Source organism: Pseudomonas sp. B329 (genome assembly GCF_023127835.1).
Taxonomy (GTDB): domain Bacteria; phylum Pseudomonadota; class Gammaproteobacteria; order Pseudomonadales; family Pseudomonadaceae; genus Aquipseudomonas; species Aquipseudomonas synxantha_A.
Genome location: NZ_SPKP01000053.1, coordinates 175,233 through 201,379, shown reverse-complemented (window position 1 = coordinate 201,379; position 26,147 = coordinate 175,233). Strand labels below are relative to the sequence as shown.

The window sequence follows — 26,147 nt, the reverse complement described above, 5'->3', positions numbered from 1 at the left end:
CCGACTATTGGGTGGGGGCGCCATGAGTCTTTCAAACACAGCGTGTCTATCTATTTTATTGAATCATGCAGATGAACGAACGGGGTGCGTTCCTGAGGGGATGTTGGGTTCGCCTTACAGTCCACGGCCAGTTCGGTGAGCGCGATCATTCGATCGTAGCGCACGAGCATCATTTGCACGTGACAACACATCAGGAAGAAAAAAATATTGGCCGCTGCTACGGCAAATATCCAATCCATGTGGGCGGTGATCCCGGCGCTGTCCAGGGTTTTGGCAAAGCTTGAGAGGCCGATAATCAAAGCGAGGGCCCCGGGTAAAATACCGACTTTTTCCAAAGCCCCAGTGACCATGTAGGTGCGCTTTTCGAAACTGTCGCGTTCGCTTTTCAGTTCCAGTGCCCCAAGCTTCAGGGTTTCTCTGGACAGTGCTACGAGCTCTGGCAAATGCCGTGCTTCCACTTGCATGACCGTTTTTACGTTCCACTCCAAAAGATTGGCGAATGGGGCGGTGAACATTTTCATTAATGAGTGGCGGTACAGCAGCACCCCTAGCAAAGGGTAAAGAAACATCGCCAGGTAAGAGAACGCAATCAGCCCCCAGCTCACGCTGAACCACCAGTACGCTTGAAAGGCTTTCCCTAGCCCGGCCAGCACAATCGCAAGGATTGAGGGACCTACCACTGCGAGCCAGAAGTAAAGAACGCCAAATCGGTAATCCCAGCCAGCTTGATTTTGCTTGCGACTGTTGCGGATCGTTTGTTTATAGGTCTGCTCGATTTGGGCGTTGATGTGCAGGTATTTTTCAATTTCAGAGGTCATGGCTTTCCTTGGGTGTTATCTGCCGGTTGCTTGGCATTCTGTCGATTCCATTCGTAGGATGAGCGGCTGGAGCAACCACGGTCGTGAATCGTGGAAATGGGTTGTAGGGGGCTCATTTATTATAAGTGTTGATCAACGATCTCAACGTATGGTCCTCCCAAACGCCAGCAATCTTCAGATAGGCTCGCGCATAACCTTCCTTTTCAAACCCCAGCGACTCCAGAAGGCGTTCACTTCGCACATTGCGGGGTAAATGATTGGCCATGATCCGGTGAAGCCCCAACTGCTCAAAGCAATGACGGTTAGTGACCTGAAGTGTTCTTTTCATCAGGCCACGGCCCTGGGCAGATTCCGCCAACGAGAAGCCGAGATGACAGGCCTGAAAAACGCCCCTCACAATGTTTGTGTAGTTACACCGCGCTAGAACCTCTCCGCTCTCGGGTTCAAGCAAGAGGAAACACAGAGCGTTACCAGCCTGCATATTGTTTACCTGCTGCTCGACCCTGGCCTTGGCGTTGCCAGTGGTGAAGTATTCCTCGTCCCTGAGCGGCTCCCAGGGTTGCAGATGCCTGCGGTTGACGCTTTCGTAACGGCTGATCCTCTCGAAATCGTCGCGGCACAATGGCCGAAGGCAGTAGCCCTCAACGCAATACTCCATAAGCCCCTCCAGATTGATCAATGGCCCCACCTCACTGCGTAGCCGCAAAGAATAGCGCCGCTGCGCGTAAAGCGACCCCTTTCATGGCAAACAGGTCTACCATGCCAGCCCCGGCAGTGGTTTCACTCGCTCCCGAACTCCATTTTTCAAGGTAGCGATAATGTCCATCGACCAGATCTCCCTCCCCAAAGGTGTCGGCCCTCACGCCGCCAAGCTGCTTGACGCTATTACTGGCGCCTCGACCCATGAAGAACTTAACCGTGCTGGCGGTAAAGCCGAGGGTTTTGTGCTGGGGCTGGAGGCCACCAAGGCGATCAAAAGCCAGATTGCGGAGTCGCTGTATGTGGCGTATGACGACGCGGCGAGCAATCGGGCTGGTGAACTGAAGGGCTAGTGCACGTCAGTCCATGGTTCCCGAATGAGGGCCAATCGCCGGAATAGGCTGACGAACATAATAATTGTCGAATTCACTGCTTTCGATGAACTGGAAGCCATGGCGAGTATAAAAGCGATTCGAAGCGCTTTCTTTGAGAGCCCCCACTTTAATAGGCAGCGCAGCCGCATCCGCCTCTTTGAAAATCTGAGAGAGAACAGCAGACCCTACCCCTGACCCTTGCGCGCTCGGCCTTACATACAAGTGGTCGAGCAAGAGTTCATTGGGGTGATGTTTGACCACTACGAAACCCACCCGCTCTCCAGATGCCTCGATGTGGCGTGTGTTGCGAGCTTCAAAGCCGCCAAGAAACCGCTCCCGCGCACGCACTGGGTCAAATCGCCCAACACGCTCCAGGCTTTCGCGCATGGCCTCGATTCGAATGGCTACCAGATTATCCAAGTCGCTATGTTGAGCAGGGACCAAAATGATCGGGGAATTTTGATTGGGGGTGACGGGCATATTGGGTGCTCCAACTACCATCCTGGGCGCCCAGTATAGAGAGCCCGATACTGATGAAGCGACCTGCATGGTATGTTCACGGCATACATGGAGTAACGGACCTCAGGAAGGAAATTGCGATGCCAGTGGACACCCACCCAATCCGCATTCTCTCGCAACGCCTGAGCATTGAGCCCTTCTGCGAGCAGGACGCTGTTGAGTCCTTCCCTTGTATCACGCCGACTCTGACTCGCTACATGTCCTGGGAACCGCCTGCCTCGCTAGAAGAGTACGCGCAAGTCTGGGGGCAGTGGCTGCCTGCGATAGCGGATGGCAGCGATATCGTGTTCACGGTCAGGGAGCGGGTGAATGCCCGTTTTACCGGCTTGGTCGGGCTGCACCATACCGGCAGTGAAACACCGGAGTTGGGTATCTGGATCCGTGAAGATAAACATGGGTTGGGGTTTGGTGGTGAAGCGGTGCAGGCGGTTGTTCAGTGGGCTAGCCGGTGGGTGGTGGCAAAGCACTTTATCTACCCTGTTGCGACGCAGAATCGTGCGAGTCGACGTATTGCTGAAGCTTTGGGGGGAGTCGTTATCGAGAGGCGGATGGCGGAGAAATATGATTCGGTTGTGTACCGGATACCGGTGGTTTGACTCTGGGTATCAGGTTGGCCGATTAATGCCTTCACGAACGGCAGAAGTCGGCCAGAAGCAGACATTGAATAGGTATAGGCCGCGAACACGCGAATCGCTATTCTTGCCACGCAGCACCCGGGCAAAGGACCCAGAGTATACCATTGAGCATCAGGCGGTCGTTTAAGCGCGGCTGCCCTCGGCCGTGAGTTTCGGTGAAGAGACCGGAGATCACACCCCAAGCCTCGTTTGAGAGCTCGTAACGCTTCGCCAGCACAGAACTCCTTTCCGTCGATGGCGGGAACTCTATAAAATTTCAGCGTCCGAGGGGCGGCGTTTGGGTTTCACGAGATCTCGTAAAGACTTATGAAGGCCTGGTTATAGCTGTAGCACTATGCTTTTGAAGTATCGGAGGATTTAGTTTCATCAGCCTCCTGTGACATCGGCTCAGAAACTGGCGGGGTTGCTGGTGCTTCCTGAGCTTTCTTTTGCTCCGTTTTGAGCAAGTCCGATTTGGCTTTCTCTGCTCTCTTTTCTGAGTTGAGAATGTCTTTTAATATACCCTTGAAAAGTGATTTCTTCGCAAAGGCTTGATAAAGATTGGGGGCTGACTTCTTGAGGTTCGATACAGCAAGCGCCATAGCATCGCGAAGCTGCTCTGAATAGCTATAACTTGCTATTTGCTTGGCGCGCCCTTCGAAATACCTGAGTGCATCTTGTGAATCTTCCTCGTGCTTATTAAGATAGTCCAGAATTCCCATCAACCTGCCAACTTCCGCTGTACTTGCTGGCTGAATATCGACGATGAGATGACCGAGCTCTTTCAGCAGCCATATCGAAGCTTTTGGGGCGCCATTCTCAATATAAAAAACATTTCTAAGTTCGGCCCCCAACAGGTTATTTTGCGCTTGATCGCTGACGGAGACGATTATTCTTAAACTGCGGACAGCCTGAGGCTTGGCATCATCATCCAGATGACCCACAACAATTTTCTTGAGGATCTCAATAGTAGTAGTACGATAACTGGAGCTTAGAATAAAATCTTCTTGCTTTAAGGCCCATTCAAGCAGTCGAGCGTGGTTATTGCTCTCTCTGAGCAGTATGGGCTCCCAATCATCTACCCCGCGTTCGTCAGAACCATAAAATGCTAATAAAGCTTTTTTGAATATATCAAATTGGCTTTCGTCGCTGCTACAGAGCTTGTTCACAAACTCCTCGTCTAGCTTATCGATTGCATCAGTTTCAGCCTTGAAGTGACGCTGCCAGCCTTCTATCCACTCGAAAAGGGCTTGCGATTCGACACCCCAAGGCTGTATGGCGGTAGCCATACTCATAAAGTTTCGAGAGATATTTAAATGGTTAAACGTCCAAATAGCAGCATCCGTGATCGCCCAAGCCAATACTTTTGAGATTACCTCTCCAATAACTGGATTTAGATATTCTGTACTTAACACGTCGCTGTAACCGCCGCCACGGAATAGCAATTTAAAGACCTTGCTATCAACAATAGTATTCACATCCTCGATTGATGCTAAGGCGTCAAGCTGCTTGGCATTGAGCAGCATAGCCGCAACCGCGGCCTTCTGAGAGACAGTGGCATCATCCAGCGTTAGGCTTGCAACTTGTGCCACAACAGCGTCAGGAAGCTTTCCACTCAGAGCCATTCCGAACAGTATGGCCTCATGGTTAGGATAGGTACCCAAAGACTTGGCCAGGGACAATACATCCTCTTCTGGCATCGCTACGCGTGGATCATGACCGTGTTTGACTGAGCTATTAAGAACTTCTAAAAGTATCTCGCGCTGCGGCTCAGAAATTGGCAAAACGATTGTGGAGTCTGGCAGCGCCACGATGTGCTCATGGATACTTTTTAATCCAGATTGAGTGAAATTAAATTGCGTCGTACCGACGGATGTAAGATCGTTACATCCGGAAAATACATGAGTAAAGTAGGCTGCATTTCTTGCACTTAATACGACGGGTTCAATCCCCAAAGCGTCGATCAGGTAGTCGTAATCTCGCAGTCGAGCGCGTTTCACTTCCAGCGTGTCTTCTGTGACGTCCTCATTGACATCCGAACTGACCGCTTTGATAAGATCGCTCTTAACACTGTCTAGAGTGGCTATGTTAAGCCCAGCCAAACGACAAATTTTCAAGGCGCTGAAGAAACCAACTTCATTTTCCGGGAGGGAACTTTCAAACGTTTTAGTTTCTCGATTTAGCAAGCGAATAACGCTTTCAAAGTCTTCCTTGGACAGCTTCGCGGAGGCGGCTGCCAGCACGCGCACCAGGTCAGCACTATAGATTTCGTTCGATAGATAACGTTTGAATGCATCATTGAATCCGAACGTTGAAATCAACTCTGCGAAACGCTCGCTATCACCTTCGTTAATTGACAACTCTAACGGCTCGTCGATCAGTTCAGCCATCGCGATCTTTCTATTGGTCAAGAAATGGATTTGCAGAAATTGAATCTGCCATCCATCTTCCAGCTCAGAGCCGACATGCCTACCTAGCAGTTTCTTGGTTGCACTCACATCACTATCATCGAATCCTTCATGAGTTTTCTTGAAGGATGCAGAAAGCCCATCAGCCCTAATTACTTCCTCAAGTGGTAAATCATCATATTTACAAAGCAATAGGTGCGCACCAATGCACACCACATCAATATTAGCCCCCATCGTAAGCGAAGTAGTGGCGATATCATTTATGAAGCGCTTTTGCAATCGAGGCGTAACCAACTTGCCCCGCATTGGACTATGGCGCTGGAGCAGGAGCGCGCACTTTTCTGCGATTTCTCTCCCATAAGTCGGGAACGTACTCTGCCACAGCTGATAGAAACCGTCCTTCCATCCCGCAGCAATGATGGGTGGAGCACGGAATACGACTGGAAATTTTTTCGCGATGAAATCGCGCGAGTCATAAGTTCTGTCACTCTCTGGGGCCAAGTATTTTGCGACCTTATTGGAGCAAAACGGAACAATCACAGTGAGATTGTTTTTCTCGGTAACCCCAGTAAAAATCTCAAGATCACTCCAGACCGCTCTCAAGCTGTCCTTTGGCAAGCGATCGAGGTTGTCCAGGATGACGACATAATGCAGATCATGAACTAGCTTAAGATCATCATCAAGCGTACGCTTCAGGTCTAGAGGCGTAACCTCCTTGGCCACCTTGATCTTCTCCGTAATAGTGTCATCAGACCCACCTTTGAAAAGGTGATATATACTCCACGGTTGGTCACCGACCTTCGTGTCTTTGAGCTTCCAATGCGCCACTAGCAGCACTATCAAAGGACTAACAAAAGAAAATATATGCACTACAAGCCAAGCTATTTTCGGATCTTCAAGCTTGGTTAGCGCAAAAAGCTCTTTGAAAGAGCTAGTCGAAAAAAACAATGCAACAACTAAGATTAGCGCCCAGGAGCTAACTCGACTAATTGTATTTTTGGTATAAGTAAATTGACGACCAAGTGCGCGATCCCGGCTATCCCGCAACGAGTCGCGAGCCTTTTCGTTCGATCCGACTTTTTCGAGAAGTTCTTCTGTGAACAGCTCTATAAAGTTACTCTTTATAGAGCCTTGATAGTTTTGCTCGCAATCAAAAAACCAGACCTTATATTTCTGGTCAACTTTCACCAGTTTTTGCTGAAGCATAGTGAGTATAGAACTCTTACCCGACCCGAATTCGCCGTCTAGACCGAGCACGCGGGAGTTTTTTTCATCAGTGATATAGTCGCACATCGCGGTCGCCACCTTGTCGTGGCTGCCGCCAGGAAACACGTCAAATTCGGACGGCTGCTCGTTCTGGAAGGATATACGCGACACGGAAAATCCTTTTGAGGTCAAGATATAGAAGGAACATAGCACAATAGCATCACGGTCAGTAAAATCTGAATCGCCCCGGTTTTCCTAGACACAGAATGACCGCATCTGGCCGAAAGCTGACCAGTCTTGAGCGTACGCTTATGGCCGGTTAGCGACCGTTGCTCCGATTAGCCATCCTTGTCCTTCCACACGTGGAGGACTTGTCATGAATATCATCGCTACCTGCAGATGTCAGCCCTGGAACAAAGGAAAACTGGTCGGGCAGAAAACCCCACTCCGACTGAGAGATATCTGAGGATTGAGGTCGATGACGCCCTGGAAATGGCGGAACAGACTGAGGTTTGACCATGTATAGCGACGGTCGACGACAGACCATCGCTAACGGCGGCTTCCGACCCAAAGCGGACGTCGAGTGCGAGCTTTTGAGAATGCTCGCTAAGACGATTTACGCGGCAAAAGTAAGCACTCTTGCCACTTGAGTATCCGCTATGAACGCATTGACTTGCTCTTGCGGATGCGGGGAAAGTTCTGGGTATTCATCTGCAAGGTATTCGATGACCGTAGCTTCTTCCCAAGGGCCGAGCGAAGTCATGTAGTCAGGGTACTGATTTTGAATTTCTCTCCATGATTGGTAAGGATGCTTGGAGAGCAACATGACTGTTCGGGTGTAGATAATATGAATCTGCACGAATCTATTTCCGTATGTTGACGTCTGGGACACCGCCAGGCGAGTTTATATCCTTTTCAAGATTGCCTTCCTGTTGGCAGCTTCTCCCTGAAGAAAGTCGTGGGCTGGACGTCCGCTTCTGGCCGAAAGCGTCCGGTTGGGAGAGGCAGTTAATGGCCGAAAGCAGTTGTCGCCCTCGTCATCGTAAAGAGCTTTGTGCCGAGGCTGAATCCCCCAATGCCATCAGAAAACAAATCGCCGAGTCGCTGTACGTGGCTTACAACGACGCGGCGAGTCATCGGCCTAATGAATTGAAGAACTGATCATCAGCCGGGGCACGGCACTTCGCGGTCGAGGAGTCTGGCGGTAAGCAGTACGCCCAGTTCGCTCAGTTGGTGGATGGCGAGGGCGATGTCGCGGTGTTTGCCGTTGAGGTCTTCGGACAGTTCGAGCAGCAGGGTGCTGACGCTGGTGAAGGTTTCGTAGCTGTTGGTGATGAGGGTTTCGTTGCTGGCGTTGGGGGCAACGTTGAAGAGGGCACTTGAATCTGATTTGAGCATGTTTGAATTCCTGTTTAGGGCCATCATCCTTTAGCTACTAAACATAAGGGTGGCGGCTGTGCGCAGGTTAGTAGACCGGGGAATCCAAACGAAGCCGGCGCACCCGAAGGTGCCCTGCGCACAGCCACCATCAAACACAGACGCAATGTCTGATCGATGAAGCTTGTGCACGTTGTCTGGATTAACCTTCAGGCTACTAAACCCGAATCACTGAACAATTCAGCGACCGAGCCACCTTAGAGACGGCCACCCCAGCGCACAAGCCGGCGGATTCTGACGCACGCGTAGGCAATGGAGCAAGGTGCGGCAGGGAAATCGGATTTTGCCTTCAGGCGCTGCGTTATCGTTTGGGTTTTTCGCGAGCAAGCTCGCTCCTACAGAAGTGCCATATTCCGGTGTTATGGTTGGCGCTGACAATGGAGGACTGAACATGACATTGACTGTCGACACCTTGCTCGAATTGGCCATGGCCAACCCTATCAATGCGCAAATCACCGCGCGCCTGCCGGATCTGGGTGTGCAGCAGTGCATGCTCACGGCGGGCTGTTTGTTCCAGGCGGTGTGGAACCATCAGGCGAATCTGCCGGCGGCTCAGGGCGTGAAGGACTATGACGTTTTTTACTTTGACGAGGACCTGTCCTACGAGGCGGAAGACGCGGTAATTCGTGCGGCGCAGGTGCTATTCCAAGACCTGGGGGTGAATGTGGAGGTCAGGAATCAGGCGCGGGTGCACCTTTGGTATGGGCAGCGGTTTGGCCGGCCCTATCCACAGTTGCATTCGGCCAGGCAGGGCGTTGATCGGTACCTGGTGGCGGGCACGTGCATTGCGCTGGAGATTGCCTCCGGCGAGGTGTATGCGCCTTATGGCTTGGAGGATGTGGAGCAGGGGGTGTTGCGGATCAACCCTTTGCACGCAGAGCCCGAGCTGTTTTTGCACAAGGCCAGGAGTTATCAGGCGCGTTGGCCGTGGCTCAAGATTGTCGAGCCGGGCTGAGCCCCCGCTCACAAATCCAGTAACCCCCCGAGTACGCCGCAACCTATTACTACCAGCCATGGCGGCAGCTTCCACACCATCAACGCGACCAGTGCGAGTAGCGCCAACGCCACGTCATACACATTGAAAATCGCGCTGGTCCACACCGGTTGGTACAGCGCCGCCAACAACAGGCCAACCACCGCCGCGTTCACCCCGGCCAGCGCCGCCTGGGTGCGCGGGCTTTTGCGCAGGTTGGCCCAGAAGGGCAAGGCGCCGAAGATCAGTAGAAACGAGGGGGCGAAGATCGCCAGCAGCGCGATCACCCCGCCAAGCCAACCGCTCGGGGCGTGGGTCATGGAGGCGCCGAGGAAGGCGGCGAAGGTGAACAGCGGGCCGGGCATAGCCTGGGTGGCGCCGTAACCGGCGAGGAATACATCGTTGCTGACCCAGTGGCTGGGCACCACTTCGGCTTGCAGTAGCGGCAACACTACGTGGCCGCCGCCGAATACCAGCGCGCCGGTGCGGTAGAAGGCGTCCACCAGCGCCAGCGTGGGGTTGAGCGCCCATGCGGAGAGGAGTGGCAAGCCTATAAGCAGCAGCAAAAACAGCATCAACCACAGGGCTCCGGCACGGCGGCTGATGGCGATGGGCAGCGCGTCGGGCTCGGCACTGCTCTCGGGCTTGAACAGCAACAGGCCGGCCACGCCTGCGACCACCATGACCCCGACTTGAGCCCAGGCGGAGGGTTGCAGCAGCACCACGCAGGCGGCGATCAACATCAACGCCACCCGTAAAACGCCTCGGCACAGGTTGCGTGCCATGCCCCATACGGCCTGGGCCACCACCGCTACGGCGACGACCTTGAGGCCGTGCAGCGCGCCATGGGGGAGGGCGCCGCCGTAGTGGGCCAGCCCCAGGGCAAACAGGATCAGGGCGATGGCCGACGGCAAGGTGAACCCGGCCCAGGCTGCCGCCGCGCCCCGGTAACCCGCGCGGGACAGGCCCAACGCGATACCCACCTGGCTGCTGGCCGGGCCGGGCAGGAATTGGCACAGGGCGACCAGTTCGGCATAGCTGCGCTCGCTGAGCCAGCGGCGGCGGCTGACGAACTCTTGGCGAAAATAGCCCAGGTGCGCAATCGGCCCGCCGAAGGAAGTGAGGCCCAGGCGCAGGAAGATCAGGAACACTGACCAGGGGCTGCTGCGGTGATCGGCAAGCTGAGGCAAGGGGGCGTCTCGGGCAACGATGCTGGATGTTGCCGACCATAACCAATTTTCATGACGCGCAGAAGAGCGGGTATTTTGCTGCTCCCATTGAATTTATCCGCGGTTGCTTGAGTCACTCAAAGCAGTGCATTGTTTTTCCATCCACAGGACCTCAAGGACCGACCATGACCTTTTTCATCTTCCTGCTCGCCTGCGCCGCCGCCGCCAGTACCGGTGTGATCTTCAAACCCGGTGCCTGGTACGAATCCCTGGTCAAGCCCAGCTTTACCCCGCCCAATTGGCTGTTCCCGGTGGCATGGACGATCATCTACCTGCTGTTGGCCTGGGCCGGTTACCGCTTGACCCTGATCCCCGGCAGCGAAATGGTGTTGGCCTTGTGGGCGGCGCAGATTGCATTGAACACGCTGTGGACGCCGGTGTTCTTCGGGGCCCATCGGTTGTTCGCCGGGATGGTGATTATCGTGCTCTTGTGGCTCACCGTGGCAGCGATGGTGGTGCTGGCCGTGCGCCTGGATTTGATTACCGGGCTGATCCTGTTCCCGTATCTGGCGTGGCTGTGCGTGGCCGCGGCGTTGAACTTCTCGATCCTGCGTAATAATCGCTGATGGCTTACCAGCATTGGCCCGCCAGTGAGCCCGAACTGGCCCAGATGCGCCGCTTCAATCAGAAACTGGCGTGGATGCCGCGCTTTAAAATCCGCAACCGCGTGACGCCGCGCATGATCCAGGCACTGCTACGCGCCAGCCAGACGTTCAAGAAGGCGCCCGTGGTTGAGCTGAAAAGGCTGGGCACGGTGCCCGTGCGCATCTTGCGCCCCAGTGGCAAGCTCAAAGGCGTGGTGCTGGATATCCACGGCGGTGGCTGGGTGATCGGCAATGCGCAAATGAATGACGACCTTAACCTCGGCATGGTCAACGCTTGCGATGTGGCGGTGGTGTCGGTGGATTATCGGCTGGCGGTGGATACGCCGATCGAAGGGTTGCTGGACGACTGCCTGACGGCTGCGCGCTGGCTTTTGGCGGACTGCCCGGAGTTTGCCGGTTTGCCGGTGTTTTTCGTTGGCGAGTCGGCCGGCGGGCACTTGGCGGCGGCCACCTTGTTGGCGCTCAAGCAATGGCCCGAGTTACTCCAGCGGGTAAGCGGCGCGGTGTTGTATTACGGCGTCTACGATTTGACCGGCACGCCCAGTGTGCGCACGGCCGGTCCGGGCACCTTGTTGCTGGACGGTCCGGGCATGGTCCAGGCGCTGCGCCTGCTGACGCCGGGGATCAGCGACCAGACGCGCCGGCAGCCGCCGTTGTCCCCTTTGTATGGGGACTTTGAGGGGCTGCCGCCAGCGCTGATGTTCGTGGGCGAATTGGACCCGCTCAAGGATGACACCCTGCTTATCGCCGAGCGATGGGCGGCGGTTGAGGCCCATCTACTGCCGGAAGCGGCCCATGGGTTTATTCATTTTCAGGTGGCGATGGCCGATCGCGTGTTGGCTTACGCTCGCCAGTGGATAGCGGGTCGGATCCTTGGCGATGAGCGTTAGTATCGAGGCGGTGCAGGCCGCTGACATTCCCCAGGTGCTGAGCTTCGCTTTGCAGGCGCGTGATGAACTGTTTCCGTCGCTCAGTGCCACCGGAGTACCCCAGGATCTGGCGCAGTTTGAAACCATCTATCTTGAGGGCGGCGGGCGGTTTTTGATTGCTCGTGCCGAAGGCCGGATAGTTGCCTCGGTGGCTTATCGGCCCTACGACGGCCGCTTCCCGCAGTTGAACTATCAGGGTCGCAAGACGGTGGAAGTGGTGCGCCTGTATGTGCTCCCGGCAGTGCGACGCTTGGGCCTGGCGGGCCAGTTGTACCGCTCGCTGGAGGCGCTGGCGCGGGCGAATGGCGTGGAGGTGATGTACTTGCACACCCATCCGTTTCTGCCCGGCGCGATTGATTTCTGGTGGCGGCAGGGGTTCGAAGTGGTGGATGTCGAGGCCGACCCGATCTGGCAAACAACCCATATGCACCTGCCTCTGTAGAACCAATGTGGGAGGGGGCTTGCTCCCGATGAGGGAGTGTCAGCAAACACATCTATGACTGACCCACCGACATCGGGAGCAAGCCCCCTCCCACATTTTGATCACAGTTGGCTGTCAGGCTGTCACCAGAACAAGCTGCTCCAACCTACAGGTTCAGTTGGAGCGCAGACGCAGGATTTGCGCACCGTCGAACGGGTCTGTCAGGTAATGCCCCTGCACCCCGAAGGTCTCTTGCAAACGCTGCGGCGTCAGCACTTGCAGCGGCGCGCCCAGCGCCACCAGGTGCCCGCGATCCAGTACGGCCAGGCGATCACAGGTCAACGCCTGATTCAGGTCATGCAGCGCAATCAAGGTCGTCACCGGCAAGCCTTGCACGCCTTTGAGGATCGCCAGTTGATGCTGGATATCCAGGTGATTGGTCGGCTCGTCCAGCAACAAAATCTGCGGCCGTTGCGCCAGGGCGCGGGCGATGTGTACGCGCTGACGCTCGCCACCGGAGAGGCTGCGCCAGGCGCGTTGGCTCAGGTGGGTGGCGTCTACGTCGTGCAGGGCCTGGTGCACGATGGCATCGTCTTCGCGCGACCACGGACTCAGCGCCGACAGCCACGGCGTGCGGCCCAGGGCCACGGCATCGAACACGCGAATGGCGTCGTCGGTGTCGGCCTGTTGCTCCACGACCGCCAATTGTTGCGCGATGGTGCGGCGCGGCAACTCACCCAGCGACTTGCCACCCAGGCGAACATCGCCGCTGGCCGGCACACGTAATCCAGCCAGCAATTTGAGCAGGGTGGATTTGCCTGAACCATTGGGCCCGACGATGCCGAGGGTTTCACCCAACTGCACGTCCAGGTCAATGTCACGCAGCAACTGCGCCTCACGCACTTTGAAGCCCAGGCCGCTGCAACTGAGCACGCTCATCGCGCATTCCTCCGGCCAATCAGGATCAGCGCAAACACCGGCGCGCCCACCAATGCGGTCACCACACCCACCGGAATCACCTGGCCCTTGATCAAGGTGCGCGACAGCACGTCCGCAGCGATCAAAAACAGCGCGCCACCCAAGGCGCTGGCTGGCAGCAAGCGCGAATGCCCGGTGCCAAGCAACAGGCGCACCGCGTGGGGAATCACCAAACCGACAAACCCGATGGAGCCGACGATGGACACCATCACCGCCGTCACCAGCGCAGCGCAGGCCACCAGCACAAATTGCACGCGGCGCACCGGGATGCCGAGGGAGGCCGCCGAGTCGCTGCCGAAGGTAAACGCATCCAGTGCGCGACGGTGCCACAGGCACACCGCGAGCCCCACGACCGCCACCGGCACCGCCAACCACACCGACGGCCAGCGCACGCCGCTGAGGTTGCCCAGCAGCCAGAACATAATGCCGCGGGCTTGTTCGGAGCTGGCGGACTTGGTGATCAGGAACGCGGTCAGGGCATTGAACAACTGCGAGCCGGCGATGCCCGCGAGGATGATCTGCCCGGTACCGCTGGACGATCCGCTGGCCCGTGCGAGCAGGGTCACCAGCGCGAACGCCGCCATCGCCCCCACAAACGCGCCCGCCGACAACGACACCAAGCCACCGCCCACGCCGATCAAGGCGACGAGCACCGCGCCGGTTGACGCGCCGGCGCTGATGCCCAGCAGGTACGGGTCGGCCAGCGGGTTACGCAGCAGCGATTGCAGGATCACGCCGCACGTTGCCAACCCTGCGCCGCAAGCTGCGGCCACCAAAGCACGGGTGAGGCGGTAGTTCCACACCACGCCTTCGTCGATGGGGTCCAGTACGTAGCCGGCGGCCCAGAGTTTATTGGCGAGCACCTGCAGCACCACCTGCGGTTCGATGGCGGTTTCACCGATGGTGACGCCAGCGAGGAGGGCGAGCAGCAGCAACGCCAGGGCGAGTAGGGTGCGCATCATTGGCCCAGGTTATAGCCGTCGATGGCGGCGGCCAGTTGTTCAAGGCCTTCGAAGGTGCGCAGGCTCGCCTGCAACGCCAGGGCGTCGAGGATGATGATGCGGTTGTTCTTCACCGCGTCCATGTTGCGGGTCACGGGGTCGCTGCGCAGGAAGGCGAGTTTCTTTTCATGGTCGTCGGCCGGGTAGCGGCGGCGGTCCATGCGTGCGATCACCAGGAAGGTGGGGTTGGCCTTGGCGATGGTTTCCCAGCCGACGGCGGGCCACTCTTCATCGGACTGCACGACGTTACGCAGGCCTAGGGTTTGCAGCATGAATTGCGGCACGCCCTTATGGCCGGCTACGTAAGGGTCGCTGGCCATTTCGGCGCTGGAGAACCACACCAGTGCGCTGGCCTGCTTCAAGCCTTTGCCCTGCGCCGTAGCGACGGATTTGGCCAGGCGCGCCTTGAGTTCGTCGGTCAGTTGCTGGCCGCGATCCTGTACGTCGAAAATCTGCGCCAGTTGCTGGAGGCTCTGGTAGATCGTCTCGATGCGAAAGGGCTCCAACCGGGTGCCATCGGCGCCCACCAGGTTGTCCTTGCCTTCGCAGTCGGACGGCAACAGGTAGGTGGGGATCTTCAGTTCATGAAACTGCTCACGGGTGCCGACCACGCCTTGGGGCCCTACCACCCATTCCAGCTCGGCGGCCACCAGTTGCGGGCGCTTGGCGAGTACGGCTTCGAAGCTTGGCTCGTTGTTGGCCAGGCGCTCGATGCGGTCGTCCTGGGCCTTGTACTGCGCCGCCACGTTGTTGAACCACAGCGAAGTGCCGACCACCTTGTCGCCCACGCCCAGGGCGTAGAGCATCTCGGTGGCGGCTTGGCCGATGGTCACGCTGCGGGCGGGGGCGTGCTGGAAGGTCAGGGTGCTGCCGCAGTTTTGCACGGTCAACGGGTACTGAGTGGGCGCGGCTTGCGCCAGGGCACACATACCCAAGCCTGCGATCAGGGCGGTAACGCGTGGCAGCATGAGGCGATCTCCTTGTGAACCGTAGATGCAGCAGGGGAGGTACGGCTCGGAAATACGCCCATGGACGCTGCTGATGGGCAGGGCCAGGATGTCCTTCCCGGACACCCCGCCGGTTAGTGAATTAGCTGGGCCGGCAGGTCTCCTGACTGATGCGTCGTCGCCTTGTTCCCGCCTTCCCGGACGCGGTCCAGTGGCAGTGGGGAGCAGGCTCGGCATCTACAGTTGCGGGGGCAGTTTCGGTTCACGTCGCGTGCGGCGTTTCGAATTCCCTGTTAGTCCCATACGGGAACCGGCGGCGGTATGGTAAGCGATCGCGCCCTGTAGGCGCGAATCAGAGTCGAATATCTTGCGGCCCGCGGATCAGCGCTTCGATCCGGGTGCCTGTGGCGCGCTCTTCGTTGCTGAACCCGTCGTAGTCGGCCAGGTTGGCGAAGCGGATGCCGGTCAGTTGTTCGATCGCAATCACACTGCGCTGGTAGGTTCGAAGCGGGCCGAATACCAGGTCGAGTTGGCCCAGTTCGCGGCTTTGGTCAATCGTGTAGGCACTGGCCGAGGGCTTGCCATCGTCGCTGAGGTAAGCCACCACTTTCCAGAACGCCTTGGGGATTTTCACGCCACGGTAAAGCCGGTCGTCATCGGCGAACACTGGCCCGGTAAACACCGTGGCCCGGGCTTTCCAGCGCTGGGTGTTGTCGAGGATGTAGTCTTCGAGCTCCAGCCAGGTTTTCTGGTTGAAGCCGCTCATTTGAGGGGAGCAGTTGGTGAAGTGAAAGGTGTCGAAGTTGGCGGTGTTCGCCTCGTCGCCCCAGTTGGGGTCCTGGCGCCGTACCAAGTGGCCGCGGTCCAGGCCATTGCCGGCATAGAGGTCTTCACCTACTTGGGCGTCCAGGGGCAGGCGGCCATCGTAGGCCCAGGTGTCGTTGCTGCGCGTGATGTCCACATGCTTGGCGCCGTCGATATTGACCCCCACGTAGAGCGCCAATCGTCGGGAGCGCGACATGGTGATGGAGAAATGCGTGTAGTCCAGGCGCTTGGGTTGCACGTCGCCCGCCAGTGGCTCGCCAACCGTGGGCCATGGCACCACGAAATCGCTGAGGAAATCGTCGGCATAGCCCGCGCGGTTTTTGAAGTCCTTGGCCGCTGTGACACGCGGCGTCGCGGCTCTGGCTTCCAGCAGGGTGGGGCTGGCCGCGACCAATGGACGCAGGTCGGCGAGCCTTGGGCGGTGGGAAAGGTCGATTTTGGCTGTGCGGGCGGGCATGGGCATGTTCCTTATGGGCCTCGGATAAACACCACTGAAACACAAACTCATGACAATTTGGCCCAGGGGGCGAACACAGGGCTATCCTGAAAACCGTTACCCGGACGTTCATCACACGCCAAAAAGGAGCCAGCTCATGTGTGTTCGCCAACTGCGCAACCCGATTTTCTGCCTGATCCCGCCGTACATGCTCGACCAGATCGCCCGCCACGGGGATAAAGCCCAGCGGGAGGTCGCATTACGCACGCGCGCCAAGGACAGCACGTTCCGGTCGTTGCGTATGGTCGCGGTACCCGCCAAGGGCCCGGCCCGCATGGCACTGGCCATGGGCGCCGAGAAGCAACGCTCGATCTACAGCGCCGGAAACACCGATAGCCTGCCCGGCAAGCTGATTCGCGGTGAAGGGCAGCCCGCCAGTGGCGATGCCGCGGTGGACGAAGCCTATGATGGACTGGGCGCGACCTTCGATTTTTTTGACCAGGTATTCGACCGCAACTCCATCGACGATGCGGGCATGGCGCTGGACGCCACGGTGCACTTCGGCCAGGACTACAACAACGCGTTCTGGAATTCGACCCAGATGGTGTTCGGCGATGGCGACCAGCAGTTGTTCAATCGCTTCACCGTGGCACTCGACGTCATTGGCCATGAGTTGGCTCATGGCGTGACCGAGGATGAGGCCAAGCTGATGTACTTCAACCAGTCCGGCGCGCTGAACGAGTCGCTGTCGGATGTATTCGGTTCGTTGATCAAGCAGTACGCGCTGAAGCAAACGGCCGAGGACGCCGACTGGTTGATCGGCAAGGGGCTGTTTACCAAAAAGATCAAAGGCACCGCTCTGCGTTCGATGAAAGCCCCGGGCAGCGCCTTTGATGACAAGCTGCTGGGCAAAGACCCGCAGCCGGGGCATATGGATGATTTTGTGCAAACCTACGAGGACAATGGTGGCGTGCATATCAATTCCGGCATTCCCAACCACGCGTTCTATCAGGTGGCGACCAAGATTGGCGGGTTCGCCTGGGAGCGTGCAGGGCGGATCTGGTATGACGCACTGCGCGATTCGCGGCTGCGGCCCAATTCCGGCTTTTTGCGTTTTGCGCGTATCACCCATGATATTGCCGGTCAGCTTTATGGCGTAAACAAGGATGAGCAGAAGGCGGTCAAGGCAGGCTGGAAAGCGGTGGGCATTAACGTTTGACGAAGCCGCCTGTGCGGCGAGGAACAGCCATGCGAATTTCAATCAAGGAAAGCGGCGGGGCGGCGTTTTTTCCAGGGTTGGCCAAACCGCGCAGCGTCGAACTGGACGCGCTGCCCGAGCAGGACCAGCAAGAGTTACGGCAACTGATCGAAGACTCGGGTTTCTTTCGGTTGCCGCAAAGCACTCGCCCTGAACCAGGCAACCCCGGCCAGGTGCATTACACCCTGACAGTGACGGAAGGCGCGCGCGAGCACACGGTCTGTGTGCTCGCGCCGGTAAAATCCCAGGCCCTGGATGGTTTGGTGCAGTGCGTGCGACGACATATTAATTGTTGAAGCGCCAAGGCTGGCAGGCTACTTACGATCCAGCCACACCGTCTGCGCATTGCAGAACTCGCGTACACCGAAGTGCGACAGCTCGCGACCGAACCCGCTTTTCTTTACGCCGCCAAACGCCACCCGCGGGTCTGACACGCTGAACGCGTTGACGAAGACCCCGCCGGTTTCCAGCTGGTCGGCGACCGCTCGCGCCTTTGCCGAGTCGGCCGTGAAGATGCTGGCGGTCAGGCCGAACTCGCTGTCGTTGGCCAGGGCCACGGCGTGGTCGGCGTCGCGGGCGGTGATGATCGACGCCACGGGGCCGAACAGTTCCTGTTTGAACGACGTCATTTGGTCGGTGACGTCGGCTAGTACGGTCGGCTCATAGTAATTGCCCGCGCCCGCGACTTTATGGCCGCCCAGCAGCAGCCTGGCGCCTTCTTCCAGGGTCGCCTGGACCTGGCCGTGCAGTTCGTCACGCAGATCAAAACGCGCCATGGGGCCGATATAGGTGGCGGTCGAGGTGGGTTCGCCCATCACCAGGGCGCGGCTGGCTTCCAGGAATTTGGCGGTGAAGGCTTCAACCACGCCTGCTTCGATGATCAAGCGCTTGGCGGCTGCGCAGACCTGGCCGCTGTTCTGGAAGCGGCCGATGACGGCGGCTTGTACGGCGGCGTCGAGGTCGGCGTCGTTGAGCACGATAAACGGGTCGGAGCCACCCAGTTCCAGCACGCTTTTTTTCAACGCGGCCCCGGCCTGTGAGCCGATGGCAATACCGGCGCGAACGCTGCCGGTGAGCGTCACGGCGGCGATGCGCGGGTCGGCGATGGCGGTGGACACGCCGTCCTGGGTCACGTTGATCACTTCAAACACACCTTCGGCAAAACCGGCTTTGCGCAGCGCTTGCTGGATCAGGTAGGCGCTGCCCATTACGTTGGGCGCATGTTTGAGTACATAGGTGTTGCCGGCGAGCAGGGTCGGCACGGCGCCGCGCAGCACTTGCCACACCGGGAAGTTCCACGGCATCACCGCGAGAATCGGGCCCAGTGGGCGGTATTCGATCCGGGCGCTGCCGTTGTCCACCAAGGTAGGTTCCGGGGCGAGCATGGCCGGGCCGTGGGCGGCGTACCACTCGCTGAGCTGGGCGCATTTTTCAATCTCGGCGCGGGCCTGGGCGATAGGCTTGCCCATTTCCAGGGTGATCATCTGTGCCATGTCTTCAGCTTGCTCACGCAGGGCGACAGCCAGGGCCAGCAGATAGTCGGCACGCTGGTTCACCGGGGTGTGGCGCCAGGTACGGAAGGCACCGGTCGCGCGGGTGAGGGCGGCATCCAGTTGTGCTGCGCTTTCATAGGGGTAGCTGGCAACGGTTTCACCGTTGGCGGGGTTGATCGACAAGGCGTGGGTCTGGTGGGAAATAGCGTTCATGGCACCGTCCGGCTGAAAGAGTGAATGACGGCCAGGGTACGGGGCTGTATCTTTTCTTGAAACTGAATAATATTAAGCAATACGTTCATGAATGGAGAATGACTTGGATCTGGTGCAGCTGGAAATCTTCAAGGCGGTTGCCGAACAAGGCAGCATCAGCGCCGCCGCACAGTTGATTCATCGGGTGCCGTCGAACCTCACCACGCGCATCAAGCAACTGGAGCAGGATTTGGGCGTGGAGTTATTCATCCGTGAGAAGAGTCGATTGCGTTTGTCCCCTGCGGGGTGGAATTTCCTCGGCTATACGCGGCGCATTCTCGATCTGGTGCAGGAAGCCCGCGCCACGGTGGCGGGGGAGGAGCCCCAAGGCGCCTTTGCCCTGGGCTCGCTGGAGAGCACGGCGGCGGTGCGTATCCCGGCGTTACTAGCGGCGTATAACCAGCAATACACCAAGGTGGAGTTGGACCTGAGTACGGGCCCCTCGGGCACCATGATCGAAGGCGTGCTGTCGGGCCGGCTGACGGCGGCCTTTGTCGATGGTCCGGTGCTGCACTCCACGCTGGAGGGTGTGGCGGTGTTTGAGGAGGAGATGGTGGTGATCGCGCCGCTGCATCACGCGTCGATCAGCCGGGGGCAGGATGTGAATGGCGAAAACATCTATACGTTTCGCTCCAACTGTTCGTACCGGCACCACTTCGAGCGCTGGTTCTCACAGGATGGCGCGGTGCCGGGCAAGATCTTCGAGATCGAGTCCTACCATGGCATGTTGGCCTGTGTCAGCGCCGGGGCCGGGCTGGCGCTGATGCCGCGCAGTATGCTGGAGAGTATGCCGGGGTGCGCGGCGGTGAGTGTGTGGCCGTTGACGGACAGCTTTCGACTGCTCAATACCTGGCTGATCTGGCGGCGGGGCACGGTTTCGCAGAGTTTGAACAGTTTCGTAAAACTGCTGGAAGAACGCAATCTGCCAGCATCCTAGATCAAATGTGGGAGCTGGCTTGCCTGCGATAGCGGTGTGTCAGTCAATGAATCTTTAACTGAACCGCCGCTATCGCAGGCAAGCCAGCTCCCACAGGTGTCTTGCATCAGCCGCCAAATTGCAGGGTGCCCATGGCCAGCTTGGCCATGATTGCCGTCGCGCCCAGTTGTACCAGCCATAACGCCAACCCACCGAGGAATACTCCCAGCGCCACTTGCAGCACCAGGCTCTTCTGGCGCTTGGCTTGCGGTGCGCGTGGGGCATAGTCGTGCAATTCGTCGCGGTCGGCGCGCAGGTCCAGGTCATCGTTTCTCATAGGGTTCTCGCAGCAAGGAGGCAGTCGACGTTCAGTCTAGTGTGTTCGCCAATAAAAAGGGGGAAGCCAATGGCTTCCCCCTTCGTCTAACGCTTGCCGGCTTACAGCACCTCGACAATCGCCTTGGTCACCGCACCAATGTTCGACTGGTTCAGCGCCGCCACACAGATACGCCCGGTGTCCAGTGCATAGATGCCAAACTCGGTACGCAGGCGTGTGACTTGCTCAACGGTCAGGCCGGAGTAGGAGAACATCCCACGCTGGCGACCGACGAAGCTGAAGTCATGACCTGGCGCAGCCTTGGCCAGCTCGGCCACCATCTGCTCGCGCATACCGCGGATGCGCAGGCGCATTTCGGCCAACTCGGCTTCCCACTGAGCGCGCAGCTCAGGGTTGTTCAACACTGCGGCAACGATGGCCGCGCCGTGGGTGGGCGGGTTGGAGTAGTTGGTGCGGATCACGCGCTTGACCTGGGACAGGATGCGCGCGCTTTCTTCCTTGGACTCGCTGACGATCGACAGCGCGCCTACGCGCTCGCCATACAGCGAGAACGACTTGGAGAACGAGCTGGACACAAAGAAGGTCAGGCCCGACTCAGCGAACAGGCGCACTGCGGCGGCGTCTTCGTCGATGCCATCGCCAAAGCCCTGGTAGGCCATGTCGAGGAACGGCACCAGGTTCTTGGCCTTGACCACCTCCAGCACGTCTTGCCAGTCGGCCGGGCTCAGGTCGACGCCGGTCGGGTTGTGGCAGCAGGCGTGCAGCACCACGATGGACTGTGGTGGCAGGGCGTTGAGGTCTTCGAGCAGGCCGGCACGGTTCACGTCATGGGTGGCCGCGTCGTAGTAACGGTAGGTCTGCACCGGGAAACCGGCTTTTTCGAACAGCGCCTGGTGGTTTTCCCAGCTTGGGTCGCTGATGGCGACAACGGCATTGGGCAGCAGTTGCTTGAGGAAGTCTGCGCCGATTTTCAGCGCGCCAGTGCCGCCGACGGCCTGGGCGGTAATCACACGGCCGGCACTCAGCAGGGGCGACTGCGCACCAAACAGCAGCTTCTGCACGGCCTGGTCGTAGGCCGCGATGCCGTCGATCGGCAAGTAGCCACGGGCGGCGTGTTGCGCCACACGAATGGCTTCCGCTTCGGCAACGGCACGCAAGAGTGGAATCTTCCCCTCCTCGTTGCAGTAAACGCCCACGCCAAGGTTGACCTTGGTGGTTCGTGTATCGGCGTTGAATGCTTCGTTGAGGCCCAGGATAGGATCGCGTGGTGCCATTTCGACAGCGGAGAACAGGCTCATTTTTGCGGCAGCTCTATGGGGGAAGGGAGGGACGTGTCGCGCTCCAGCCGAATGCACTAGAGCGGTGCACAAACGGGGAGCTAGTATAGAGGCCATCACCGCGCAGGGCGACAGCCGAAATGGCTTTTCGGCCAAGTTTTTCGGTTTATTTGCTGACCGTTAGTCTTATTGCAACCTTGAAGGGAAAGGACATGTAGGACGTCAGCCTTGAAACCCGTCACATTCGCCACCACTTCTACAGCTATCATGGTTTTTTCCTGCAACCTGCGATGATTATTCGCGGGTTGCTGAGCTATTTCGTCCCTGGCGGTGTCGAGTCTGGGGTGACTTCACGAGGTACGTTATGTCGGATTTCCAGCTCGTTACCCGTTTTGAACCCGCCGGCGATCAACCGGAAGCCATTCGCCAGATGGTCGAAGGCATCGAGGCCGGCCTGGCGCACCAGACGCTGCTTGGGGTGACCGGTTCCGGCAAGACCTTCAGCATCGCCAACGTGATCGCCCAGACCAACCGCCCGACCCTGGTGCTGGCGCCGAACAAGACCCTGGCCGCGCAGCTTTACGGCGAGTTCAAGGCGTTCTTCCCCAACAACGCGGTTGAGTACTTCGTTTCCTACTACGACTACTACCAGCCAGAAGCCTACGTGCCGTCCTCCGATACCTTTATCGAGAAGGATGCATCGATCAACGACCATATCGAACAGATGCGGCTGTCGGCGACCAAGGCGTTGCTGGAGCGCAAGGACGCGATCATCGTCACCACGGTGTCGTGCATCTACGGTCTGGGCAGCCCCGAAACCTACTTGAAGATGGTGCTGCACGTTGACCGAGGCGACAAACTCGACCAGCGCGAACTGCTGCGCCGCCTGGCGAGCCTGCAGTACACCCGTAACGACATGGACTTCGCCCGCGCCACCTTCCGGGTGCGCGGCGATGTGATTGACATCTACCCGGCCGAATCCGACCTGGAAGCGATCCGCATCGAGCTGTTCGATGACGAAGTCGAAAGCCTGTCGGCCTTCGACCCGTTGACCGGCGAGGTGATCCGCAAGCTGCCACGCTTTACCTTCTACCCGAAAAGCCACTACGTGACCCCGCGTGAAACCCTGATGGGCGCCATAGAGGGTATCAAGGTCGAGTTGGCCGAGCGCCTGGAGTACCTGCGTTCCAACAACAAGCTGGTGGAAGCCCAGCGCCTTGAGCAGCGCACCCGTTTTGACCTGGAAATGATCCTGGAGCTGGGCTACTGCAACGGCATCGAAAACTACTCGCGCTACCTGTCGGGTCGCGAATCCGGGGCGCCGCCGCCGACCCTCTATGATTACCTGCCGCCGGACGCCTTGCTGGTGATCGACGAATCCCACGTCAGCGTGCCGCAGGTGGGGGCCATGTATAAGGGCGACCGCTCGCGTAAGGAAACCCTGGTGGAGTACGGCTTCCGCCTGCCGTCGGCGCTGGACAACCGGCCAATGCGCTTTGACGAGTGGGAGGCCATCAGCCCGCAGACCATCTTTGTGTCGGCGACGCCCGGCAACTATGAAGCCGAGCACGCTGGTCGCGTGATCGAGCAGTTGGTGCGACCTACTGGCCTGGTGGACCCGGAGATTGAAATCCGCCCGGCGTTGACCCAGGTCGACGATCTGCTGTCGGAGATCAACAAGCGTGTGGCCCTGGAAGAGCGGGTGCTGGTTACCACATTGACCAAGCGCATGTCCGAAGACTTGACCGACTACCTGGCCGACCACGGCGTGCGCGTACGTTACCTGCACTCGGACATCGACACCGTGGAGCGGGTAGAGATCATCCGCGACCTGCGCCTGGGGACCTTCGATGTGCTGGTGGGGATCAACCTGCTGCGTGAGGGTCTGGACATGCCCGAAGTGTCGCTGGTGGCGATTCTGGATGCGGACAAGGAGGGCTTCCTGCGCTCCGAGCGCTCGTTGATCCAGACCATCGGCCGGGCGGCGCGTAACCTCAATGGCCGGGCGATCCTGTATGCGGACCGCATCACCGGCTCCATGGAGCGGGCGATTGGCGAGACCCAGCGTCGTCGCGACAAACAGATCGCGTTCAACCTGGAACACGGCATCACCCCCAAGGGCGTGTTCAAGGACGTTGCCGACATCATGGAAGGCGCCACCGTGCCCGGCTCGCGCAGCAAGAAGCGCAAGGGCATGGCCAAGGCTGCCGAGGAAAGTGCCAAGTACGAGAACGAACTGCGCTCGCCGAGTGAGATCACCAAGCGGATTCGGCAGTTGGAAGAGAAGATGTACCAGCTGGCTCGGGACCTGGAGTTTGAGGCGGCGGCGCAGACGCGGGATGAGATTGGCAAGTTGCGCGAGCGGTTGCTGACTGTCTGATTTGCACTGGCTTTACTGGCCTCATCGGGAGCAAGCCCCCTCCCACATGTTGATTTGTGAATACAGTCAAATGTGGGAGGGGGCTTGCTCCCGATAGCCGTGCCGCGGTTTTCCAGAAATCACCCAGGCTGTTACCATTCGCCCCTTGTTTCAATTTTCAGTTTTATCGCCCATTCGAGACCTGCCATGACCACCGTCCGCACGCGCATTGCGCCATCGCCTACTGGGGATCCCCACGTCGGTACTGCTTACATCGCCTTGTTCAACTACTGCTTTGCCAAGCAGCATGGTGGTGAATTCATCCTGCGGATCGAAGATACCGATCAACTGCGCTCCACCCGTGAGTCGGAACAGCAGATTTTCGATGCCTTGCGCTGGCTGGGCATTACCTGGGCTGAAGGTCCGGACGTCGGCGGCCCGCATGGTCCGTATCGCCAGAGCGAGCGCAGCGACATCTACAAGCAATACACCCAGCAACTGGTCGACATGGGCCACGCCTTTCCGTGCTTCTGCACCGCCGAAGAGCTGGACCAGATGCGTGCCGAGCAACAGGCCCGTGGCGAGACCCCGCGCTACGATGGTCGCGCGCTGTTGTTGTCCAAGGAGGAAGTGGCCGCACGCCTGGCGGCTGGCGAACCCCACGTTATCCGCATGAAAGTGCCGAGCGAAGGCGTGTGCGTGGTGCCGGACATGCTGCGCGGTGACGTCGAAATCCCGTGGGACCGCATGGACATGCAAGTGTTGATGAAGACCGACGGCTTGCCGACGTACTTCCTGGCCAATGTGGTCGACGACCATCTGATGGGCATCACCCATGTGCTGCGCGGTGAAGAGTGGCTGCCATCGGCGCCGAAACTGATCCTGCTGTACGAATACTTCGGCTGGGAGCAACCGCAGCTGTGCTACATGCCGCTGCTGCGTAACCCGGACAAGAGCAAGCTGTCCAAGCGCAAGAACCCAACGTCGGTAACGTTCTACGAGCGCATGGGCTTTATGCCTGAGGCGATGCTCAACTACCTGGGCCGCATGGGCTGGTCGATGCCGGACGAGCGGGAGAAATTCTCGTTGCAGGAAATGGTCGACAACTTCGATCTCTCCCGTGTCTCCCTCGGCGGGCCGATCTTCGATATCGAGAAGCTGTCGTGGCTCAACGGCCAGTGGCTGCGTGACTTGCCCGTGGAAGAGTTTGCCAGCCGCGTGCAGCAATGGGCGTTGAACCCCGAGTACATGATGAAGATTGCGCCGTTGGTGCAGGGCAGGGTAGAGACATTCAGCCAGGTCGCGCCCTTGGCCAGTTTCTTCTTTGCCGGCGGCGTGAACCCGGATGCCAAGCTGTTTGAATCCAAAAAGCTCTCCGGCGACCAGGTTCGCCAACTGATGCAGTTGATCCTGTGGAAGCTCGAAAGCCTACGTCAGTGGGAAAAAGATGCGATCACGGCCACGATCCAGGCGGTGGTGGAATCCCTTGAGCTGAAACTGCGCGATGCCATGCCGCTGATGTTTGCCGCGATCACCGGGCAAGCGAGTTCGGTGTCGGTGCTCGATGCGATGGAAATCCTCGGCCCGGACCTGACCCGTTTCCGCCTGCGCCAAGCCCTTGATTTGCTTGGTGGTGTGTCGAAGAAAGAAAACAAGGAATGGGAAAAGCTGCTGGGCGCCATCGCTTAAGCAGGCCGTTGCAGTGACGAAACCCCGGTTTTCCGGGGTTTCGTCGGTAAGTGATTGTTATCCCGGCAAAAAATTTTGAAAATTGTTGAAAATAAATTTGACACGTTTCCAAACCGCCATTAAGATTCGCCCCGTCCTCACCGATGA

The 26,147-nt window shown here is 58.4% G+C and carries 25 protein-coding genes, 2 pseudogenes and 1 riboswitch; of the genes and pseudogenes, 12 read left to right on the top strand and 15 right to left on the bottom strand.

From position 1 onward, the window contains the following. Window positions 1-50: 50 nt before the first annotated feature. Together E4P00_RS24580 and E4P00_RS24575 are read right to left on the bottom strand one after the other, a co-directional pair. Entirely contained in the window at window positions 51-818 is a 768-nt protein-coding gene (locus tag E4P00_RS24580) for a hypothetical protein (protein WP_248133219.1), read from the bottom strand. 112 nt (window positions 819-930) lie between these two features. Then, entirely contained in the window at window positions 931-1,476 is a 546-nt protein-coding gene (locus E4P00_RS24575; RefSeq protein ID WP_248133225.1) for a GNAT family N-acetyltransferase, read from the bottom strand. A gap of 160 nt (window positions 1,477-1,636) precedes the next feature. On the opposite strand from E4P00_RS24575, the gene E4P00_RS24570 reads away from it, so the two are divergent. Then, window positions 1,637-1,870, top strand: a complete 234-nt coding sequence (locus E4P00_RS24570) for a hypothetical protein (RefSeq protein ID WP_003192651.1) — start codon at window positions 1,637-1,639, stop codon at window positions 1,868-1,870. A 6-nt stretch (window positions 1,871-1,876) separates the two neighbouring features. Here the strand turns inward: E4P00_RS24570 and E4P00_RS24565 are convergent, their stop codons facing one another. Then, window positions 1,877-2,371, bottom strand: coding sequence for a GNAT family N-acetyltransferase (locus E4P00_RS24565; protein WP_248133218.1), 495 nt, complete (start codon window positions 2,369-2,371; stop codon window positions 1,877-1,879). Window positions 2,372-2,490: 119 nt separating this feature from the next. On the opposite strand from E4P00_RS24565, the gene E4P00_RS24560 reads away from it, so the two are divergent. Further along, complete coding sequence (locus E4P00_RS24560; RefSeq protein ID WP_103733758.1) at window positions 2,491-3,006, top strand: GNAT family N-acetyltransferase; 516 nt, start codon at window positions 2,491-2,493, stop codon at window positions 3,004-3,006. 100 nt (window positions 3,007-3,106) lie between these two features. On the opposite strand, the pseudogene E4P00_RS24555 reads toward E4P00_RS24560, so the two are convergent. Both E4P00_RS24555 and E4P00_RS24550 read right to left on the bottom strand, forming a co-directional pair. Then, a pseudogene (locus E4P00_RS24555) lies at window positions 3,107-3,259 on the bottom strand (transposase); the annotation flags it as partial. Window positions 3,260-3,377: 118 nt separating this feature from the next. Next, window positions 3,378-6,809 carry a P-loop NTPase fold protein gene (locus tag E4P00_RS24550; protein WP_248133217.1) on the bottom strand — a complete coding sequence of 1,144 codons (3,432 nt, stop codon included), beginning with the start codon at window positions 6,807-6,809 and terminating at the stop codon, window positions 3,378-3,380. 205 nt (window positions 6,810-7,014) lie between these two features. Between E4P00_RS24550 and E4P00_RS24545 the strand changes: the two are divergent. Next, window positions 7,015-7,101, top strand: a pseudogene (locus E4P00_RS24545) (integrase); the annotation flags it as partial. A 153-nt stretch (window positions 7,102-7,254) separates the two neighbouring features. Here the strand turns inward: E4P00_RS24545 and E4P00_RS24540 are convergent. Both E4P00_RS24540 and E4P00_RS24535 read right to left on the bottom strand, forming a co-directional pair. Further along, a complete protein-coding gene (locus tag E4P00_RS24540) occupies window positions 7,255-7,497 on the bottom strand; it encodes a hypothetical protein (protein WP_248133216.1) in 243 nt (80 codons plus the stop codon). 305 nt (window positions 7,498-7,802) lie between these two features. Beyond that, window positions 7,803-8,036: a DUF6124 family protein gene (locus E4P00_RS24535; RefSeq protein ID WP_228308735.1), complete on the bottom strand. Its 234-nt coding sequence runs from the start codon at window positions 8,034-8,036 to the stop codon at window positions 7,803-7,805. 430 nt (window positions 8,037-8,466) lie between these two features. Here E4P00_RS24535 and E4P00_RS24530 point away from each other — a divergent pair, with 430 nt between their 5' ends. Beyond that, window positions 8,467-9,030 carry a nucleotidyltransferase family protein gene (locus tag E4P00_RS24530; RefSeq protein WP_216091825.1) on the top strand — a complete coding sequence of 188 codons (564 nt, stop codon included), beginning with the start codon at window positions 8,467-8,469 and terminating at the stop codon, window positions 9,028-9,030. Window positions 9,031-9,038: 8 nt separating this feature from the next. Here E4P00_RS24530 and chrA read toward each other — a convergent pair whose 3' ends face one another. Further along, a complete protein-coding gene (chrA, locus tag E4P00_RS24525) occupies window positions 9,039-10,238 on the bottom strand; it encodes a chromate efflux transporter (RefSeq protein WP_248133215.1) in 1,200 nt (399 codons plus the stop codon). A 164-nt stretch (window positions 10,239-10,402) separates the two neighbouring features. On the opposite strand from chrA, the gene E4P00_RS24520 reads away from it, so the two are divergent. The 3 genes from E4P00_RS24520 to E4P00_RS24510 are packed head-to-tail and all read left to right on the top strand — an operon-like array spanning window position 10,403 to window position 12,253. After that, window positions 10,403-10,843, top strand: coding sequence for a TspO/MBR family protein (locus E4P00_RS24520; protein ID WP_003192600.1), 441 nt, complete (start codon window positions 10,403-10,405; stop codon window positions 10,841-10,843). Further along, on the top strand, window positions 10,843-11,772 hold the full coding sequence (locus E4P00_RS24515; protein ID WP_216091823.1) for an alpha/beta hydrolase: 930 nt from the start codon (window positions 10,843-10,845) through the stop codon (window positions 11,770-11,772). Before E4P00_RS24520 ends, E4P00_RS24515 begins: the two co-directional genes overlap by 1 nt. Next, on the top strand, window positions 11,762-12,253 hold the full coding sequence (locus E4P00_RS24510; protein ID WP_248133214.1) for a GNAT family N-acetyltransferase: 492 nt from the start codon (window positions 11,762-11,764) through the stop codon (window positions 12,251-12,253). Before E4P00_RS24515 ends, E4P00_RS24510 begins: the two co-directional genes overlap by 11 nt. 153 nt (window positions 12,254-12,406) lie before the next feature. Here E4P00_RS24510 and E4P00_RS24505 read toward each other — a convergent pair whose 3' ends face one another. The 4 genes from E4P00_RS24505 to E4P00_RS24490 all read right to left on the bottom strand — a co-directional run bounded on the left by E4P00_RS24505 (window position 12,407) and on the right by E4P00_RS24490 (window position 16,440). Then, entirely contained in the window at window positions 12,407-13,171 is a 765-nt protein-coding gene (locus tag E4P00_RS24505; protein WP_248133213.1) for an ABC transporter ATP-binding protein, read from the bottom strand. Further along, window positions 13,168-14,172 (bottom strand): iron ABC transporter permease, encoded by a 1,005-nt coding sequence (locus E4P00_RS24500; RefSeq protein ID WP_248133212.1) that lies wholly within the window; start codon window positions 14,170-14,172, stop codon window positions 13,168-13,170. The genes E4P00_RS24505 and E4P00_RS24500 overlap by 4 nt, the downstream gene beginning before the upstream one ends. Beyond that, on the bottom strand, window positions 14,169-15,179 hold the full coding sequence (locus E4P00_RS24495; protein ID WP_078821862.1) for an ABC transporter substrate-binding protein: 1,011 nt from the start codon (window positions 15,177-15,179) through the stop codon (window positions 14,169-14,171). The genes E4P00_RS24500 and E4P00_RS24495 overlap by 4 nt, the downstream gene beginning before the upstream one ends. A 114-nt stretch (window positions 15,180-15,293) precedes the next feature. Next, window positions 15,294-15,488, bottom strand: a riboswitch (cobalamin riboswitch). Between the two features lie 22 nt (window positions 15,489-15,510). Further along, the gene (locus tag E4P00_RS24490) at window positions 15,511-16,440 is read right to left on the bottom strand and encodes a DNA/RNA non-specific endonuclease (RefSeq protein WP_248133211.1); all 930 of its coding nucleotides are present in this window, start codon (window positions 16,438-16,440) and stop codon (window positions 15,511-15,513) included. A gap of 136 nt (window positions 16,441-16,576) precedes the next feature. Between E4P00_RS24490 and E4P00_RS24485 the strand changes: the two genes are divergently transcribed. Together E4P00_RS24485 and E4P00_RS24480 are read left to right on the top strand one after the other, a co-directional pair. Further along, window positions 16,577-17,638: a M4 family metallopeptidase gene (locus tag E4P00_RS24485; protein WP_248133210.1), complete on the top strand. Its 1,062-nt coding sequence runs from the start codon at window positions 16,577-16,579 to the stop codon at window positions 17,636-17,638. A gap of 29 nt (window positions 17,639-17,667) precedes the next feature. Then, window positions 17,668-17,973, top strand: coding sequence for a protealysin inhibitor emfourin (locus tag E4P00_RS24480; protein ID WP_032880234.1), 306 nt, complete (start codon window positions 17,668-17,670; stop codon window positions 17,971-17,973). 18 nt (window positions 17,974-17,991) lie between these two features. Here E4P00_RS24480 and E4P00_RS24475 read toward each other — a convergent pair whose 3' ends face one another. Next, window positions 17,992-19,383 carry an aldehyde dehydrogenase family protein gene (locus E4P00_RS24475; protein ID WP_078821859.1) on the bottom strand — a complete coding sequence of 464 codons (1,392 nt, stop codon included), beginning with the start codon at window positions 19,381-19,383 and terminating at the stop codon, window positions 17,992-17,994. A 103-nt stretch (window positions 19,384-19,486) separates the two neighbouring features. On the opposite strand from E4P00_RS24475, the gene E4P00_RS24470 reads away from it, so the two are divergent. Continuing rightward, the gene (locus E4P00_RS24470; protein ID WP_032881274.1) at window positions 19,487-20,359 is read left to right on the top strand and encodes a LysR family transcriptional regulator; all 873 of its coding nucleotides are present in this window, start codon (window positions 19,487-19,489) and stop codon (window positions 20,357-20,359) included. A 106-nt stretch (window positions 20,360-20,465) separates the two neighbouring features. Here the strand turns inward: E4P00_RS24470 and E4P00_RS24465 are convergent, their stop codons facing one another. Both E4P00_RS24465 and E4P00_RS24460 read right to left on the bottom strand, forming a co-directional pair. After that, window positions 20,466-20,675 (bottom strand): hypothetical protein, encoded by a 210-nt coding sequence (locus E4P00_RS24465; protein WP_005789784.1) that lies wholly within the window; start codon window positions 20,673-20,675, stop codon window positions 20,466-20,468. A gap of 101 nt (window positions 20,676-20,776) precedes the next feature. Then, complete coding sequence (locus E4P00_RS24460) at window positions 20,777-21,973, bottom strand: amino acid aminotransferase (RefSeq protein ID WP_223019002.1); 1,197 nt, start codon at window positions 21,971-21,973, stop codon at window positions 20,777-20,779. A gap of 343 nt (window positions 21,974-22,316) precedes the next feature. On the opposite strand from E4P00_RS24460, the gene uvrB reads away from it, so the two are divergent. Then, window positions 22,317-24,332 (top strand): excinuclease ABC subunit UvrB, encoded by a 2,016-nt coding sequence (gene uvrB / locus E4P00_RS24455; protein ID WP_078821857.1) that lies wholly within the window; start codon window positions 22,317-22,319, stop codon window positions 24,330-24,332. Window positions 24,333-24,518: 186 nt separating this feature from the next. Continuing rightward, window positions 24,519-26,000 carry a glutamate--tRNA ligase gene (gene gltX, locus E4P00_RS24450; RefSeq protein ID WP_005789780.1) on the top strand — a complete coding sequence of 494 codons (1,482 nt, stop codon included), beginning with the start codon at window positions 24,519-24,521 and terminating at the stop codon, window positions 25,998-26,000. Window positions 26,001-26,147: the final 147 nt, after the last annotated feature.